Below are 15,065 nucleotides of genomic sequence, written 5' to 3' on the forward strand. Positions count from 1 at the left end.
GCTTCGGGGAGATACTACCCGGCGGACAGTCCGTCGCTCCGGAATCAGAGCGCCGACTCTATCTCGTCGGCGAGACAGACGGCGATGGGGACCCGTTCCTCCTCGACGAAGCGGGCGATCTCCTCGCCGTCGTGTTCGACGACGACCGTCGGGATGTACTCGATGTCGTACTCCTCGACGCCGGGGCCGGTCTTCGAGCCGTCCTCCTCCTTCTCGGTCGGGTAGTGGTGAATCCGCGAGGCGGGGACCTCCGCGGCTTTCAGCGCCGCGCCGAAGTCGGGAAGCTGTGCGCGACAGTCCTTGCACCAGTCGCCGCCCCAGACGTGGTAGTGCAGTTCGGTCCGGTGGCTGGCGAGGAGATCGACCGTGTCGGCGTAGGCGTCCTCGACCCAGACCGGGTTCGGCTCCATCGTTTCGAGGCGTCCGGTTTCGCTCATGGGTACCAGTAGCGGTGCAACTGGCTTCAACCCTCGCCTCTCACACCGCGTCGGTCCGCTCGCGGAGTCGGTCCCGGAGGAGGTGGCGATGACACCGTTTGTTGTCGTCCTCGAAGCAGACGAGAACGACCGTCTCGCCGTTCCGGACCCGCGACGCCAGCCCGTCGAGCGCCCGCCGAGCACCGTCGTCATCGTCGAGATGTGAGCGGTACCGGGACTCGAAGTCAGTCTCGTCCCAGGCGGCGTTGTGCGCGCCCGTCTCACAGAGCCCCTGCATCCGCAGGTCCTCGGCGCGCTGTTTGGTCTCCCCGAGCAGCTCCGACGGCGGCCCCAGTTCCGGGCGGTTCTCGTCGACCGCGGCGTGGAACCAGCCCGTCGGCTCGCGGACCACACCGACGAGCGTCTCGTCCCCAGTGAGGTCGGCCAAGTCGTGCTGTACCGCCGCCACGTACGTCTCCCGTACCGCTCCGCTCATACCGGAACGTGGCCCTCGCGGCGGAAAGAACTGCCGGCACCCGCGACTCCCCCTCGGCCTTGGCGGTTCCACGGGGGGTTTTAACCGGCGACGGCGTACCCCCGGCCAATGCACGAGTCACTCAACGACTCCATCGTCGAGACCATCGGCTCGCCGCTGGTGTCGGTCGCCGCCCCGGAGGGGACGACCGTGGCCGCGAAGGTCGAGTCGTTCAACCCGGGCGGCTCCGCGAAGGACCGCCCGGCGCGGTTCATGATAGAACGGGCCGAGCGCGAGGGGGTCATCACCCCCGGCGACACGCTGGTCGAACCGACCAGCGGCAACACCGGTATCGGGATGGCGATGGTCGGCGCCGCGAAGGGGTACGACGTGGTGCTGGTGATGCCCGGCTCGAAGTCGCCCGAGCGCCGCCAGGTAATGGGTGCCTACGGCGCCGAAATCGAACGGGTCGACGGCGACATCTCGGCCGCCAAGGAGCGGGCCGACGAACTCACCGACCGCGACGGCTACATCCAGCTGCGGCAGTTCGAGAACCCGGCGAACCCGGAGGCTCACTACGAGACCACGGGCCCCGAGATACTCGAACAGGTCGGCGACCGGACCGTCGACGCCCTGGTCGCGGGCGTCGGGACCGGCGGCACCATCACGGGCATCGGCCGCCGCCTCCGGGAGGCGTTCCCCGACGTGGACATCGTCGCCGTCGAGCCGGCCGACAACGCCGTCCTCTCGGGGATGGAGCCCGGTACCGGCGAGGACAGCTTCCAGGGGATGGGGCCCGGGTTCGTCAGCGACAACCTCGACGTGGACCTGCTGGACGACGTCAAGACCGTCGAACTCGACGACGCCGAGGCCGAATGTCGCCGCCTCGCCCGCGAGGAGGGCATCCTCGTCGGGCAGTCCTCGGGCGCGTCGAATCTCGCGGCCCGGGAGGTGGCCGAGGAACTGAGAGCGGAGGGGGTCACGGACCCGTTCGTCGTCACGGTCTACTGGGACAGCGGCGAGCGGTACATGTCGACCGGGATGTTCGACTAGTCGACCCGGTCGGCGTCCCGTTTGAACGCCTCGTATTTCGCCCGCGTCCACTCGTTCATGGCTTCGGTGTCGCTGTGGACGGCGCCGCGGACGCCCTCGTCCGTGTGGACGATGAAGCCGCTGACGGTTCCCCCGGGTTTCTCGGCTATCCAGACCGCGTACGGCATCGTCTCGTCGGTCACGTAGAGCGCCACGTTGTCGGCCGACGAGAAGCGCGCGAACGCGTCCTCGTACGCCGAGGACAGCGCGTCGAACACGTCCGCAGTCAACACCAGTTCCGTGTCGTCGCCGTCGTCGACGAGTTCGGCGACTTCGCCGATGTACGTTGGCGTCACCGATGGTCCGGTGGCCCGCAGTTTCGTCGCGCCGTCGCCCAGCGCAGTCGCCGCCTCGATGGGGGCCTGTGGCGTCGCTATCGTCGACTCCACGACGGTCGCGTCGCGGAGAACGGCGGGGTCGATATCGACGTCGGGGGGCAGCGCGTCGAGGACCGGCTGGGCGCGTGTGAGCGCGTCGAGCCGGTCGAGAAAACCCTCGTAGGCCGAGAGCGCCTGTCGGCCGGCGTAGGTCGCCTCGTAGCTGCTGCCCTCCCTGGCGACCAGTGACGCCGAGCGCAGCTCCTCGATGGCTCTGTCGACCGTCGAGCGGGAGATAGAGAGCCGCTGTACCAGTTCGGGCTTGGTCAGTGGCTCCGACAGCGCCTGCAACACCTCACGCCGCCGGGCGACGACGTCCGCAGTGTCTACCACCGGGGGCATATACTCTCACACAGTGACGCGGGGATATAAGTCGTTCTCAGGGCGCGTCAGTTGTCGGGAGAACGTTCACCAGGTGGGAACTTTCCCGCCCGTTCGGTATATGTCACTCACCGCTCAATTGAAAGTGCAGGCTCGCTGTAGCGAGGTGGGAGATTCACGGTGGCACCCATCGGCCGCGACGGCCACGCCTCTGACAGCCGGCCGTCGCGGCCGTTACTGCCTCACGATTCCTCGGCGAGTCTCTCCTGTGGCTACCGACTGTCCGGCACACGCCGTCTCGGTGTCGCCGTTCAGGCTCCGAACTCCGATTCGGTGACGCGCACGACCAGCGTGTCGTCGACCTCGCGGAGGTCGTAGTCGGGAATCGTCTCGCCGGTCCGAGTGAGCAACATCGGCTCGACGAGCGCCGGCGGCCGGTCCTGTGACGCCGACTCCTCGCCCTCGGCCGGCGGCTCCTCGACGATACCGTACACCGTCAGGAACCGCCCCGTCTCCTCGGGCGCTATCTCGTCGTCCCTGATAGCGGTCGCCAGTTCCCGCGAGAGCCACTCGCTCTCGCTGATGGAGGGGACCTTCACGAACGCGGCGTCGGTAAAGCGGACGAGATACCAGTTCAGGTCGTTGAGCAGGGCGACCGCCGCGCCCAGGCTCACCGTCTCGACCTGGAGGGTGTTCTCGAAGGGCTCCCGCAGGTCGTAGGTGACCAGGGCGTTCCGGGCGGTCTCACGGGAGAGCAGTTCGTACCGGAGGTTCACGTCCTCGCTCCCGACGAGACACACCTGGGCCATACGCCGACTCACTGGCGCCCCGGAGATTTACCTTTCGATGGGGACGACCGTACGGGCCGTCGCACAGGCCCGCGCCCGCTCGAACAGGTCGTCGGGCTCGGCCGCCCGGACGGCGTCGAGGTCGGCGTTCGTCTCGGGCAGTTCCGGGGCGACCCGGTTGCAGCCGGTGTCGACCGTGGCGTCCTCGAAGGTGCCGATATCGCGGGCGCGCTGGGTTATCTCCGACTTGTCCGTCGCCACCAGCGGGCGGTGGACCGGCAGGTCCGTGGCCGCGTCGGTCACCGCGACGTTCGCGCTGGTCTGGCTCGACTTCTGGCCGATGGCCTCCCCCGTCACGACGCCGACGGCCCCCTCGGACTCGGCGACGGCCTCGGCCGCCGCGAGCATGAACCGCCGCACGGAGAGCATCCGCAGCGCGTCCATCTCGCTCTCCAGGTCGGCCACGACGGCGCCGGCGTCGACGACGTGCATCGCCATCGCCTCCCCGGGCGCGTAGTCGGCCAATTGCTCGACGGTCGCCCGGGCCCGCGCCCGGTGGTCCGGGCCGCCGTAGTCGCCCAGGTCGACGTACACCGGTATCACCGGACAGCCGCGGGCCATCAGCTTCCAGGCGGCGACCGGCGAGTCGATGCCGCCGCTGACGAGGGCGACGACCGGCCGCTGGGTCCCAAGCGGGAGCCCGCCCGGCCCCGCTCGCTTCTCCAGAAAGACGTACGCCTCCTCGCGGCGACACTCGACAAAGAGGGTGAAATCGGGGTCGTCGAGGTCGACCACGGGCTCGACGCCCTGTGATTCGATAGCCGACCACACCGCCGCGCCGCCCTCCGATTCGATGTCGGTGCTGGCGAAGGGGTGGGCGTCGCCGGGGCCGGCGCGGGTCGCGTCGACGGCGAAACTCCCCCCGGCGTAGTTCGCGTCGGTCGCCGCCGCCAGCGCCGCCTCGATGGCTTCTAGGGTCGGCTCGACGGTGCGGGCCGGCGAGGCCGAGACGACGCCGAACGTGTCGGCGGCCGCGTCGGCGACGGCGTCCGGCTCGTCGGTGTGGACGAACAGGCGGTTGCGACGGCGCTCGATGTCGCCCGCGAGCCCGCGGGCGTCGAGCATCGCCCGCAGGTTCTCGGCCAGCCGGCCCTCCATCTTCCGGCGGACCTGCTCGCTCTTGACGCCGAGCTCGCCGTGGCGGACGAGGACGACGTCGGCCTCGGGCGGGTGCATACCAGCAGTTACCCGAAAGCGAATAAAGGGGTGTCGTTCGCCGGCACACTGCGGCTGTCCGCACGCGCGGGTCTCGCACCGCACGGCGGGACGGCCAGCGGTGTCAGAACGTCGTGAGCTCGCCCGCGATGACCTTGCGGGTAATCTCGGTCACGTCGGCCAGCTCCGCGTCGATAGTGGCCTCGACCTCGTCCTCGATGTCCCCGATCGCGACGCCGTCCTCGGTGACGACCATGGCGTCGGCGACGTGTGGCTGGTCGATGGGCGAGCCGATCTGTGAGAGCAGCCGAATCTGCACCTGACGGATGCCCGAGACCTCGGCGGCGACGGACTGGGCGATTTCCGTCGAGAGGAGGTTGTAAATCTTCCCGATGTGGTTGACGGGGTTCTTCCCGGAGGTGGCCTCCATACTCATCGGCCGGTTCGGCGTGATGAGGCCGTTGGCGCGGTTGCCACGGCCGACGGAGCCGTCGTCGCCCTGCTCGGCGCTGGTCCCGGTGACGGTGAGGTAGATTGACTCCTCGTCGTAGTCGTCGGCGGTGTTGACGTGGACGGTCACCTCGCGGTCCGTCTTCTCGACGGCGAGTTCCTCCACGTACGAGCGGACGTTCTCGACGGCGTCCTTGTAGTCCTCCAGGTCGGCGACGTATTCGTCGACCATCGCGACCGCGACGGTCACGTCGATGTGGTCGCCCTCGCGCTTGCCCATCACCTTCACGTCCTGGCCGACGACGGGGTTGTCGGCGGCGTACTCGCCGGTGAGCTTGCGTTCGGTGTCGGCGACGATGCGTTCGACCTCGGAGAAGGGCGCGTGGCCGACCCCGTAGCTCGTGTCGTTGGCGTTCGGGACGACCTCCTCCTCGCCGAAAACGGTCTGGAGGTCGCCTGACCCCTCGCCGAACTCCACGTCGACGACGATGTCGGTGCCCAGGTCAAGATGCGGGAAGTTCTCGCCCAGGTACTCGCGGGCGGCCCGCAGCGCGATGGTCTCGGCGGGGATGCGCTCGCCGTCGTAGGTCTTGGTCGCGCGGCCGACCACGAGCAGGTAGATGGGTTCGAGCACCTCGCCGCCCCCGTAGGCCGGCGCCGCTGTGCCGGCCACCAGCTGCGTCTCGTCGGTGTTGTAGTGCAGCACTTTGCCGAAGCGGTCGATGTAGGTCTGTGCGAGCGCGCGGGAGACGCTCTCGGCGACCCCGTCACAGATGGAGTCGGGGTGGCCGATGCCCTTCCGCTCGACGATTTCGACGTTCTGTTCCTCGATCGGGAGTCCGCTCTCGGGGGCGACGTGGATGTTCCGCTCGGTCATTGGTCGCCCTAAACTGCGGCCGCTTCTATAACTTACGGGAACCGCTCGGCGCACAAAGATTACTGCGAGGTATTTTCGAGGAGCATACCGAGGTACGACGTTCGGGTCTGCTCGTCGGGGTCCAGTCCCAGGTCACGCAGGACCTCGTAGGCTCCGTCTCGGGCGGCCTCGACCCCGTCCTCCTCGGTCTCGGTCTCGACCTCGACGAACTCGCCGACGCCCTCGACCGCGTCCAGCGTCACGGTGTAGCCGTCGTAACGGTAGAACCGCCTGTCCTTCTCGACGGTGGCGGCCGCATCGAACCCCAGTTGCTCGAAGATGGCGTCGGCGGTCCCGCCGTCGTTGACGCCGGTCTCGAACTCCTCGCGGGTCTTGGATTCCGCTTCGACCAGCGGCCCCTTGTAGGTGATGCGGGCCTCGGTGTCGCCCTCGCGGCTCTCCCGTCGCACCCGCAGGGCCTCGTCCGTCTCGGCGAAGTCCCGGTGGGGCGCGTCGTAGTAGGTGTCCACCTGAACGACGTCGCCCGTCCGTGTGGCCCCCAGTTCGTCGAGGCGCTCGGCGACCGCGGTCAGGTCGGCGGCGACTTTCACTTCGACTTCGTACATGCCTCCGGCCTGGAGTCGAACGGTAAAAAACGGTGGTATCGCGGGGCGGACCGTTCGATTTGCGACAGCCGCTGGCGACGTTCTCGGTACAGCGTGCCCCGTGTCCTCCGGTCCCATGTGGCCGGGCCGACAGAGCCGGCCTCGGAGGCCTTCACAGAGACTGCAGGCGACAGGTCCGCTGACCTGTGTCTGCGCTCTCACGGCGACCCGAGCGAGCGACCGCGGGGAGACCGCGAGTTTTACTGTCCGTGCCCACCGGGGTTGGGGTATGGACGGTCGCTACGAACCGGTCGAGTCGCCAGACGAGACGACCGTCTTTCCGTATCACGACCTGACGCCGCCGACGACGGCCGACGCCGCTCGCGCCCGGAAAACCGTCTCCCGGCATCTCCCCGAGACGCCGCTGGTCCGCAGCGAACACCTCTCGGCGGTCACCGGCGCCGACGTCTATCTCAAGCGCGAGGACACGCTGCCGACGGGCGCGTTCAAGGTCCGGGGCGGGGTCAATCTGCTCGCCACGCTCGACGAGGAGTTCCGCGAGCGGGGCGTCCTCGCGGCCAGCTCCGGGAACCACGGCCTCTCCATCGCGTGGGCGGGCCGGGAGTTCGGCGTGCCCGTCACCATCGGCGTGCCCGCGCACGCCAACGCCGGGAAGGTCGCGGCCATGGAGCGACTGGGCGCCGAGGTCATCAGACACGGCCCGGACTTCGACGCCGCCCGCGAGCACGTCGAGGAGCTCGCCGTCGAGACAGGCAAGCGCTACGTCCACTCGGGCAACGAACCGAAGCTGCTCGCGGGCGTCGCCACCGCCGGGTTGGAGGTCGTCGAGGAACTTCCCGAGGTCGACCGGCTCTACTGTCCCGTCGGTGGGGGCACTGCCGCCGTCGGCTACTGCCTCACCGTCGGCGCCGTGACCGACGCCGACGTCGTGGGGGTCCAGTCGGCCGCCGCGCCGGCGATGTACCGGGCCTACCACGAGGACACGCTCGCGCCCCACGACCGGATGGAGACGGGCGCCGAGGGCGTCGCCACGCGGGTCCCGTTCGCGCTCCCGATGGGCGTCCTCCGGGACGGGCTGGCCGATTTCACGCTCGTCCCCGAGGACGCCATCGGCGACGCCGTCGCCCGGCTGTTCGCCGAGGAGCGAATCGTCATGGAAGGGGCCTGCGGAACCGGCGTCGCGGCCGCGCTCGGCGCGGACGACATCGCCGGCGAGACCGTCGTCGTCCCGGTCTCTGGCCGGAACATCGACCGCGCGAAGCTCGACGCCGCCCTCGCCGAGTACGACGGCGAGGGGTGAGTGCGTGAGCGCCGACCCGAAACGTTGTTCTTAAGAGTGCCACGGCAGTCCTTCGGGGTATGAGCAACGACTCCGAGGCCGAGGAGACAGAGCCAGTCGAGGAAGACGCGGCCGACGAAGAGCCCGAGAGCGGATTCCAGTCCGGCGACGTCGTCAAACTCGCCTACACGGCGCGAACTGTCGACGAAGGACAGCTCGTCGATACGACCGACGAGGACGTCGCCGACGAGGAAGGCATCGACACCGACCAGCAGGACTGGGGCCCGCGCACCATCGTGCTGGGGGAAGGCCACATCTTCCCGGACGTCGAGGAGGACATCTACGGCAAGGAAGTCGGTGACGAGGGGACCGTCACCGTCTCCGCCGAGGACGCCTTCGGCGAGTACGACGAGACCGAGGTCCGCACGGTCTCGAAGGACAAGATCGAGGAGGACGACCGCTACCCCGGCGCCCAGGTCCAGATCGACGGCGAGCAGGGCCGCCTCGAAACCATCATCGGCGGCCGCGCCCGAGTCGACTTCAACCACCCGCTCGCCGGCGAGGCCGTCGAGTACGAGTACGAAATCGTCGCCGAGGTCACCGACCGCGAGGAGAAGGCCCAGGGCATCCTCTCGCTGATGCTCGACATGGAGCTCGACGTCTGGTTCGAGGACGAGACCGTCGAGGAAGAGCAGCTCGTCGAGTCCGACGACGAGGACGAGGAGAGCGAGCCCGAGTACGAGACCGTCGAGGTCGAGAAGGACACCCTCTACATCGAGGCCACCCCGCAGCTGACGATGAACCAGCAGTGGATGATGGGCAAACAGCAGATCGCCCAGCAGCTGACCCAGCTGCTCGGCGTCGACCGCATCATCGTCCAGGAGGAAATCGGCGGTGGCGGCATGGGCATGCCCGGCATGATGGGCGGCGGCATGGGCGGCCTCGAAGAGCAGCTCGAGGACGCCGACGTCGACGCCGAGGAAATCGCCGAAGAACTCGAAAACGCCGGCGAGTAACGACGAACTCGCTCTTTTTCGCTGTTCGGAGACCCCGAGCGGCCGCGCCGCGTTCCGTTCGTCTACCGCGATTGCACTCGGCGGCCGGGAGCGCGCTCTGTCGCGCGACCCGGGCAACGGCAGGCCCACGAGGGAGCTACTGCAAGCGACGCTCGCTCGAACCACGAAGATTCGGGCGGTTCCCCTTACAGGAGTCCGCAGCGAGCGCCAGCTCGTGAGGACCCTGCGCTGTGAGAAACCGGGGGTTACGCGATATCCCGGCTCGTGTCGATGCTGACCTGTTCGACCAGGTCGAGCTTGATGATGTCGTTGGGCGCGCGGCCGCCCCGGAACTTCGGAATCGCCAGGCGGTTCTCCACCTCGTCGCCCCGCGTGTGTGTCTTGAGCTGGAAGACCACGTCGGCGAAGTGTTCGGTGGTGTCCCGAAGCGGCGGGACCGAGCGGCCGTCGAGGCAGTGCAGGATGGCCATACTCCCCGTGTTGACGATGTGGTTCTGGAGGTCGTTCATGAACGCCCGGAACCGGGAGTGGGGCTCCTGGGCCTCCAGCACGTCAAGCGGATCGACGATGAGGTTCGAGGTCTCGGGCAGCGCCGAGACGAGTTTGCCCGCGTTGTCCAGCGGGGCCTCCCCGGAGATGTGTCGGACCGTCGGGTCGCCGGTGTTGGCCGGGGTCTGTTCGATGCTGGCGACGACCGACTCCGCGGTGCGGTCGAGCGAGAGCCACAGCGTCCCGCGTGTCGCCGTCAGTTCGTAGAGAAACAGCTCCGCCTGGCTCGCCGGCTGGGCCGTCAGCGCGACGATGCTCCCCGCTGGGATGCCGCCGTCGAGCTTCCGGTCGAGGACGTCGATGCCCGTACGGAGCCGGTTGACCATACTATACCGAACCTACCCGGCCCACCTGATTAAATATTCCGCTTGGGTAGCGATTTGGCACACTGACGGTGTCTCGCGGCCGATTCCTCCGTTTCGAGTGGAGGTTCCGATAGCTCCGGGACGTGGACGACGGCGTCACAGCCCAGCAACTCGCCGGGGTCGACCCGTCCGTCGCTGCGGACCAGTACCACCGCGGCCGGCGGCGCGCCGAGTTCGCGGGCCATCGCCGCCGTCTTGGCCGCGTCGCGCAGACTCCGCTCCCGGGGCGTCGAGACAAGCACGGTTCGGTCGGCCGCCCGTAGCGGCGCCGCGGCGTCGGGGCTCGCGCCGGCCGGACAGTCCAGCAGGACGGGACCCTCGTCGCCGTCCGCGAGGCGCTCGAACAGCGCCGCGGCGGTCGCCGTGTCCGCTCCGTCACACGGCAACACGTCTATCCCCGGGAAGCGACGGGCCGGCTGCGCCACGACGCGTGGGTCCCCACGCGCTACGGCCTCGTCGATACCCGGCTGCCGGTCGACATCGGTCCGGTGGTGGAGGTCCGGCATGTCGAGGTCAGCGTCGACCACCAGCGGCCGCGTTCCCGGCGTGGCGAGGGCACGCGCGAGACCCACTGCCGTCGTCGTCTTCCCGCACCCTCCCTTCCCCCCGGCGATTGCGAGCATAGGGTGGGTGTGTTCGGTATGTGATTTGAATGCTTGGCTAGCGATCACAGGCGTAGCTGTGTCCGTGGAACTGAACACGAACAGCCAGAAAGCCCACCCAGCACAGACTGGTCAACCGGCTACGGGCGGGACTGAAAGGGGCCGACTGCTCGGGGAAGCACGACGACGTAAGCACGTGAGCGTAGCGAACGCGCGCAGCGAGGCGCACGACCCGAGCGGGAGGGGGCTTTCTGGCGGTCTGTATTCTCGTCGTCTAGCGTCCATCGTACACCCAGCACCCAACAGTCCATCAACCGTAACTAGGGCGTGTCGGGAGATTCAAGAGCGTCGGGGGCGGGAGTGGGAGTAAGATGCGGCACGATCACATTATCAGCGCCAAACAGCTGTCGCGGGCCGACATCGAGGCGGTACTCGACCACGCGGCCGACATCGCGGCGGACCCGTCGGCCTACGCCGACCGGCACGCAGACACGCTGTTGGGCTTGCTCTTTTTCGAACCCAGTACGCGAACCAAGATGAGCTTCACGGCGGCGATGAAGCGCCTGGGTGGGGACATCGTCGACATGGGGTCGGTGGAGTCGTCCAGCGTCAAGAAGGGGGAGTCCCTGGCCGATACGGTCCGGGTCGTCGAGGGGTACGCCGACGCCCTGGTGCTTCGCCACCCCATGGAGGGGTCGGCGAAGATGGCCAGCGAGTTCGTCGACGTGCCGCTGGTCAACGCCGGCGACGGCGCCGGCCAACACCCCACCCAGACCCTGCTCGACCTCTACACCATCCGCGAGAACGCCGGCTTCGACGACCTGACCATCGGTATCATGGGCGACCTGAAGTACGGTCGCACCGTCCACTCGCTGGCCCACGCGCTCACGAACGTCGACGCCCGCCAGCACTTCATCAGCCCCGAGTCCCTCCAACTGCCCCGCTCGGTGCGGTACGACCTCCATCAGGAGGGCGCCGAGGTCCGGGAACACACTGAACTGGAGACGGTGCTTCCCGAACTCGACGTGCTCTATGTCACCCGCATCCAGCGTGAGCGGTTCCCCGACGAGAGCGAGTACCGCGAGGTCGCCGGTCAGTACCAGATAGACAGCGAAACGCTCGACGCGGCGAAGGACGACCTCACCGTGATGCACCCGCTCCCTCGGGTCGACGAAATCGCCCACGACGTCGACGACACCGAGTACGCGACCTACTTCGAACAGGCCCACAACGGCGTTCCGGTCAGGATGGCGCTGCTCGACCTGCTTCTGGAGGCAAACCGATGAGCGACGACGACCAGCAACTCCGCGTCGCGAAGATTCGAAACGGCACCGTCATCGACCACATCACCGGCGGCCAGGCGCTGAACGTGCTGGCCATCCTGGGCATCGACGGCACCGGCGGCGACTCCGTCTCGGTCGCGATGAACATGCCCTCCGACCGGCTGGGCAAGAAAGACATCGTGAAAGTCGAGGGCAAGGAGCTCTCGCAGAACGAGGTCGACGTGCTGTCGCTTATCGCCCCCGCCGCGACCATCAACATCGTCCGGGACTTCGAGGTCATCGAGAAGGCCCGCGTCGAGCGGCCGTCGGCGGTGGAGGGCATCCTGGAGTGTCCGAACCACAACTGCATCTCGACCGTCGACGAACCGGTCGAGTCCCGCTTCGCCGTCGTCGACGACGGCGTCCGCTGTGAGTACTGTGACACCATCATCCGGGACGACTTGCCGGCCCACATCCTCGCGGACTAGGCCCGCCGGCGCAGCCCCGCTGGGCCCTTGACCCCCGTGCTTTAGGACGGTCACGTCGCTACGACCCGTATGAGCGACAGCCACGACCGCCATCACAGCCACGATGCGGACGCGGTCTCGATTGCCGTCATCACGGTCTCGTCCTCCCGGTCACTCGATGACGACCCCGCCGGCGACGCCGCCGAAGCGGCGCTCGTCGACGCCGGCCACGAGGTGGTCGACCGCACTCTCGTCACCGACGACCCGGTCGCCATCGCCGACGCGGTGACGGGCGCTCTCGAAGCGGGCGCAGACGTGGTGGTGACGACCGGCGGCACCGGCCTGACGCCCGACGACGTGACAGTCGACGCCCTCCGCCCGCTGTTCGACCGCGAGATTCCGGGCTTCGGCGAGCTGTTCCGGTACGTCTCCTTCGAGGCTGTCGGGCCGATGGCGATGGCGTCCAGAGCCACCGCGGGCGTCGTCGCCGACCGGCTGGTCTTCTGTCTGCCCGGCAGCGAAGACGCCGCGCGGACCGGCAGCGAGGAACTCGTCGCGCCGGCCCTAGGTCACCTGCTCGGGCTGGTCCGTCACTGAACATCCCCATCGTTTTCCCTCCGGTCGCGGTAATGCGGCCCATGACAGAGGAGTTCACACACGTCGACGCCGAGGGCGACGCGCAGATGGTCGACGTCGGGGGGAAAGCCGACAGCCGGCGCCGGGCGGTCGCTCGCGGGGAGATTCGGCTTTCGGCGGCCACACTCGACGCTGTCGCCGCCGACGACATCGGTAAGGGCGACGTGCTGACCACGGCCCGCATCGGCGCCGTCCAGGCCGTCAAGCACACCTGGGAGACCATCCCGATGTGCCACCAGATTCCCATCACGAACGTCGACGTCGACTTCGAACTCGGCGGGGACGCAATCGAGTGTACCGTCGCTGTCGAGACGGTCGGCAAGACGGGCTGTGAGATGGAAGCTCTGGAGGGGGTGACGACCGGACTCAACGTCGTCTGGGACATGGTGAAAGCAAGCGAGAAAGACGACGACGGAGGGTACCCGACCGCGGCTATCGATGACGTGCGCGTCGTCGAGAAATCGAAAACGGTGCCCGATTCGTAACCCGCCGGTCCGGGCCGCGGATTAGTTCTGCTCGGCCGACACCGAAGCGTTGACCGAGGCACCGGCTTCGACGCTGTCGGTCTCGGTTTCGCTCGCGTCCTCGGCGGTGTACTCCGCGTCGCCGTACAGCACTGTCGTCCCGGACGCCACCGGCTGGATGATGTAGCCGTTGGGGCCGCGCTTGACCGGCGTGAAGTCGGCGACGAAGTGGGTCCGTTCCTCGGCCCGAATCTCGAACTCGGCGTTGAACTTCAGTGGTGCGTTGCCGGGCGTGTCCACCGAAGCCTCGCCCCCGCCGTCGAGGGTCCCCTCGACGCCGGTGACGTCGAGCTGGAGGTACTGGTAGGTGCCCGTTTCGAGTTCCGTCTCCCCGAGCGACTGGGTGTTGCTCCCCTGTAGTTGGACGAGGTCGGCCGTCTGTGGCTCCTCGAACTCGATGTAGCGACGGCCGCCGTCTTCGGTGCCGGTTTCGGCTTCGGACGCTTCCTCCGTCTCGGTTTCTGTCCCGCCGCTTTCGGTCCCGTCGCTCTCGGCCGGCTTGACCCAGAGGCCCGCCATCGTCACGACACAGCTCTCGAAGTCGCTGATGTCGCCCGGCATGTCGGTGACGCTCGTCGCGAGCGTGCCGTACGTCGGTGTTCCGTCCCCGTCGGTCGAGCCGCTACAGCCGGCGACCAGTCCGGCGGCGGCTGCGACCCCGGTCGTCTTGAGATACGTTCGTCGGTTCACATCCGATACATCGGGGACGGTGGCAAGTGCTTGGTGGCCGATTCAGCCGGGAAACACTGACGTACCGGCCGCCAGAAGGCCGTGATATGCAGGTCCTGGGTATCGCGGGCGCGCCCGACAGCGGGCAGACGAGGCTGGCCGAGCGGCTGATAGAACGCTGCGGGGCCGACGCTCGCATCGCCACGGTCACGCACGGCCCCCGCTCGTCCGACGTGACCGAACCGGGGGACGATATCGCTCGCCATCGGGCCGCGGGCGCGGCCGAGACCGTCTCCCTGACCGACGACGGCGAGTGGGTCGCCGCCGGTTCCTCCCGGACTCTCACCGACACGCTCGACGCGCTGGCGCCCGACTACGACTACGCCTTCGTCGAGGGACACGGCGACGCGGCGATTCCGAAAGTCGTCCTGGGTGACCGCGAGGCCGCCGACCCCGTCCTCGCCCGATTCGACGACGGCGAGAACGCGGACCTCGACGCTATTCTGGCGGCCCTCGACGAGCGGGACCCCTACGTCACCCTCGAAACGCTCGTCGAGGCGGTCAAACGCGACCCCGACGAGCACCGCGCCGGCGCTATCGCCACGTTCACCGGTCGCGTCCGGGCGAAGGACGGGCCGGAGGACCCGCGGACCGAGTTCCTGGAGTTCGAGCGCTACGACGGCGTCGCACAGGAGCGGATGGCGGACCTGCGGGCGACCCTCGAAGCCCGCGACGGCGTCCACGCGGTCCGGCTCCACCACAAGACCGGGGTCGTCGAGGCCGGCGAGGACATCGTCTTCGTGGTGGTCCTGGCGGGCCATCGCACGGAGGCGTTCAGCGCGGTGGAGGACGGTATCGACCGCCTGAAAGCGGAGGTCCCGCTGTTCAAGAAGGAGGTCACCGTCGACGGGGAGTTCTGGGCCCACGAGCGGGACGGCTAAACCGGAGAACGCGGCACGAATCGCCGCTAGAGGCGACCGGGCAGTTTGCTCGCGCCGATAGTTCTTTAAGAATAGCTGTCATACCTCGAAACGATGTCAAAGAAGGTACTCCTCCTGTTCGCTGTCGTCGCTGCGGTCG

General features: G+C 68.2%; 18 protein-coding genes. 8 read left to right on the forward strand and 10 right to left on the reverse strand.

Annotation, left to right across the window (positions count from 1 at the left end; all coding sequences use genetic code 11):
* Positions 1 to 44: 44 nt before the first annotated feature.
* The gene (locus tag NJQ98_RS04680; protein ID WP_262176215.1) at positions 45 to 437 is read right to left on the reverse strand and encodes a thioredoxin family protein; all 393 of its coding nucleotides are present in this window, start codon (positions 435 to 437) and stop codon (positions 45 to 47) included.
* A gap of 40 nt (positions 438 to 477) precedes the next feature.
* Entirely contained in the window at positions 478 to 912 is a 435-nt protein-coding gene (locus NJQ98_RS04685; protein ID WP_262176218.1) for a DUF488 domain-containing protein, read from the reverse strand.
* Positions 913 to 1,020: 108 nt separating this feature from the next.
* On the opposite strand from NJQ98_RS04685, the gene NJQ98_RS04690 reads away from it, so the two are divergent.
* Positions 1,021 to 1,944: a PLP-dependent cysteine synthase family protein gene (locus tag NJQ98_RS04690; protein ID WP_262176220.1), complete on the forward strand. Its 924-nt coding sequence runs from the start codon at positions 1,021 to 1,023 to the stop codon at positions 1,942 to 1,944.
* Here NJQ98_RS04690 and NJQ98_RS04695 read toward each other — a convergent pair.
* The 5 genes from NJQ98_RS04695 to cyaB all read right to left on the reverse strand — a co-directional run bounded on the left by NJQ98_RS04695 (position 1,941) and on the right by cyaB (position 6,616).
* Entirely contained in the window at positions 1,941 to 2,702 is a 762-nt protein-coding gene (locus NJQ98_RS04695) for a helix-turn-helix transcriptional regulator (RefSeq protein WP_262176223.1), read from the reverse strand. The two genes, NJQ98_RS04690 and NJQ98_RS04695, sit on opposite strands and share 4 nt — an antisense overlap.
* A 290-nt stretch (positions 2,703 to 2,992) precedes the next feature.
* Complete coding sequence (locus NJQ98_RS04700; protein WP_262176234.1) at positions 2,993 to 3,490, reverse strand: DUF5804 family protein; 498 nt, start codon at positions 3,488 to 3,490, stop codon at positions 2,993 to 2,995.
* Between the two features lie 27 nt (positions 3,491 to 3,517).
* Positions 3,518 to 4,705 (reverse strand): tRNA sulfurtransferase, encoded by a 1,188-nt coding sequence (locus NJQ98_RS04705; RefSeq protein ID WP_262176237.1) that lies wholly within the window; start codon positions 4,703 to 4,705, stop codon positions 3,518 to 3,520.
* Positions 4,706 to 4,808: 103 nt separating this feature from the next.
* Positions 4,809 to 6,011: a methionine adenosyltransferase gene (locus NJQ98_RS04710; RefSeq protein WP_262176241.1), complete on the reverse strand. Its 1,203-nt coding sequence runs from the start codon at positions 6,009 to 6,011 to the stop codon at positions 4,809 to 4,811.
* Positions 6,012 to 6,070: 59 nt separating this feature from the next.
* A complete protein-coding gene (cyaB, locus tag NJQ98_RS04715; protein ID WP_262176244.1) occupies positions 6,071 to 6,616 on the reverse strand; it encodes a class IV adenylate cyclase in 546 nt (181 codons plus the stop codon).
* A gap of 268 nt (positions 6,617 to 6,884) precedes the next feature.
* Here cyaB and NJQ98_RS04720 point away from each other — a divergent pair, with 268 nt between their 5' ends.
* Positions 6,885 to 7,916 carry a threonine ammonia-lyase gene (locus NJQ98_RS04720; protein ID WP_262176247.1) on the forward strand — a complete coding sequence of 344 codons (1,032 nt, stop codon included), beginning with the start codon at positions 6,885 to 6,887 and terminating at the stop codon, positions 7,914 to 7,916.
* A gap of 59 nt (positions 7,917 to 7,975) precedes the next feature.
* Positions 7,976 to 8,911, forward strand: a complete 936-nt coding sequence (locus NJQ98_RS04725; protein WP_262176250.1) for an FKBP-type peptidyl-prolyl cis-trans isomerase — start codon at positions 7,976 to 7,978, stop codon at positions 8,909 to 8,911.
* A gap of 245 nt (positions 8,912 to 9,156) precedes the next feature.
* Here the strand turns inward: NJQ98_RS04725 and NJQ98_RS04730 are convergent, their stop codons facing one another.
* A complete protein-coding gene (locus NJQ98_RS04730) occupies positions 9,157 to 9,786 on the reverse strand; it encodes an RAD55 family ATPase (RefSeq protein ID WP_262176252.1) in 630 nt (209 codons plus the stop codon).
* 29 nt (positions 9,787 to 9,815) lie between these two features.
* Positions 9,816 to 10,448, reverse strand: a complete 633-nt coding sequence (locus NJQ98_RS04735; RefSeq protein ID WP_262176255.1) for a MinD/ParA family ATP-binding protein — start codon at positions 10,446 to 10,448, stop codon at positions 9,816 to 9,818.
* 350 nt (positions 10,449 to 10,798) lie between these two features.
* Between NJQ98_RS04735 and pyrB the strand changes: the two genes are divergently transcribed.
* The 4 genes from pyrB to moaC all read left to right on the forward strand — a co-directional run bounded on the left by pyrB (position 10,799) and on the right by moaC (position 13,277).
* Entirely contained in the window at positions 10,799 to 11,713 is a 915-nt protein-coding gene (gene pyrB, locus NJQ98_RS04740; RefSeq protein WP_262176258.1) for an aspartate carbamoyltransferase, read from the forward strand.
* Positions 11,710 to 12,177 (forward strand): aspartate carbamoyltransferase regulatory subunit, encoded by a 468-nt coding sequence (gene pyrI, locus NJQ98_RS04745; RefSeq protein ID WP_262176261.1) that lies wholly within the window; start codon positions 11,710 to 11,712, stop codon positions 12,175 to 12,177. The genes pyrB and pyrI overlap by 4 nt, the downstream gene beginning before the upstream one ends.
* Positions 12,178 to 12,246: 69 nt before the next feature.
* Positions 12,247 to 12,753, forward strand: coding sequence for a MogA/MoaB family molybdenum cofactor biosynthesis protein (locus tag NJQ98_RS04750; RefSeq protein WP_262176264.1), 507 nt, complete (start codon positions 12,247 to 12,249; stop codon positions 12,751 to 12,753).
* Between the two features lie 41 nt (positions 12,754 to 12,794).
* Positions 12,795 to 13,277, forward strand: a complete 483-nt coding sequence (gene moaC / locus NJQ98_RS04755) for a cyclic pyranopterin monophosphate synthase MoaC (RefSeq protein WP_262176268.1) — start codon at positions 12,795 to 12,797, stop codon at positions 13,275 to 13,277.
* A gap of 21 nt (positions 13,278 to 13,298) precedes the next feature.
* Here moaC and NJQ98_RS04760 read toward each other — a convergent pair whose 3' ends face one another.
* Positions 13,299 to 14,006, reverse strand: coding sequence for a DUF4382 domain-containing protein (locus NJQ98_RS04760; RefSeq protein ID WP_262176270.1), 708 nt, complete (start codon positions 14,004 to 14,006; stop codon positions 13,299 to 13,301).
* 86 nt (positions 14,007 to 14,092) lie between these two features.
* Between NJQ98_RS04760 and NJQ98_RS04765 the strand changes: the two genes are divergently transcribed.
* A complete protein-coding gene (locus tag NJQ98_RS04765) occupies positions 14,093 to 14,926 on the forward strand; it encodes a molybdopterin synthase (RefSeq protein WP_262176272.1) in 834 nt (277 codons plus the stop codon).
* Positions 14,927 to 15,065 lie beyond the last annotated feature (139 nt).

The sequence above is a fragment of the Haloarcula laminariae genome, from assembly GCF_025457605.1.
Taxonomy (GTDB): Archaea; Halobacteriota; Halobacteria; order Halobacteriales; family Haloarculaceae; genus Haloarcula; species Haloarcula laminariae.

Excerpts from the sequence above, each read along its gene's own strand:
- NJQ98_RS04680 (WP_262176215.1), bottom strand. The coding sequence starts at position 437 with ATGAGCGAAACCGGACGCCTCGAAACGATGGAGCCGAACCCGGTCTGG.
- NJQ98_RS04685 (WP_262176218.1), bottom strand. The coding sequence starts at position 912 with ATGAGCGGAGCGGTACGGGAGACGTACGTGGCGGCGGTACAGCACGAC.
- NJQ98_RS04690 (WP_262176220.1), top strand. The coding sequence starts at position 1,021 with ATGCACGAGTCACTCAACGACTCCATCGTCGAGACCATCGGCTCGCCG.
- NJQ98_RS04695 (WP_262176223.1), bottom strand. The coding sequence starts at position 2,702 with ATGCCCCCGGTGGTAGACACTGCGGACGTCGTCGCCCGGCGGCGTGAG.
- NJQ98_RS04700 (WP_262176234.1), bottom strand. The coding sequence starts at position 3,490 with ATGGCCCAGGTGTGTCTCGTCGGGAGCGAGGACGTGAACCTCCGGTAC.
- NJQ98_RS04705 (WP_262176237.1), bottom strand. The coding sequence starts at position 4,705 with ATGCACCCGCCCGAGGCCGACGTCGTCCTCGTCCGCCACGGCGAGCTC.
- NJQ98_RS04710 (WP_262176241.1), bottom strand. The coding sequence starts at position 6,011 with ATGACCGAGCGGAACATCCACGTCGCCCCCGAGAGCGGACTCCCGATC.
- cyaB (WP_262176244.1), bottom strand. The coding sequence starts at position 6,616 with ATGTACGAAGTCGAAGTGAAAGTCGCCGCCGACCTGACCGCGGTCGCC.
- NJQ98_RS04720 (WP_262176247.1), top strand. The coding sequence starts at position 6,885 with ATGGACGGTCGCTACGAACCGGTCGAGTCGCCAGACGAGACGACCGTC.
- NJQ98_RS04725 (WP_262176250.1), top strand. The coding sequence starts at position 7,976 with ATGAGCAACGACTCCGAGGCCGAGGAGACAGAGCCAGTCGAGGAAGAC.
- NJQ98_RS04730 (WP_262176252.1), bottom strand. The coding sequence starts at position 9,786 with ATGGTCAACCGGCTCCGTACGGGCATCGACGTCCTCGACCGGAAGCTC.
- NJQ98_RS04735 (WP_262176255.1), bottom strand. The coding sequence starts at position 10,448 with ATGCTCGCAATCGCCGGGGGGAAGGGAGGGTGCGGGAAGACGACGACG.
- pyrB (WP_262176258.1), top strand. The coding sequence starts at position 10,799 with ATGCGGCACGATCACATTATCAGCGCCAAACAGCTGTCGCGGGCCGAC.
- pyrI (WP_262176261.1), top strand. The coding sequence starts at position 11,710 with ATGAGCGACGACGACCAGCAACTCCGCGTCGCGAAGATTCGAAACGGC.
- NJQ98_RS04750 (WP_262176264.1), top strand. The coding sequence starts at position 12,247 with ATGAGCGACAGCCACGACCGCCATCACAGCCACGATGCGGACGCGGTC.
- moaC (WP_262176268.1), top strand. The coding sequence starts at position 12,795 with ATGACAGAGGAGTTCACACACGTCGACGCCGAGGGCGACGCGCAGATG.
- NJQ98_RS04765 (WP_262176272.1), top strand. The coding sequence starts at position 14,093 with ATGCAGGTCCTGGGTATCGCGGGCGCGCCCGACAGCGGGCAGACGAGG.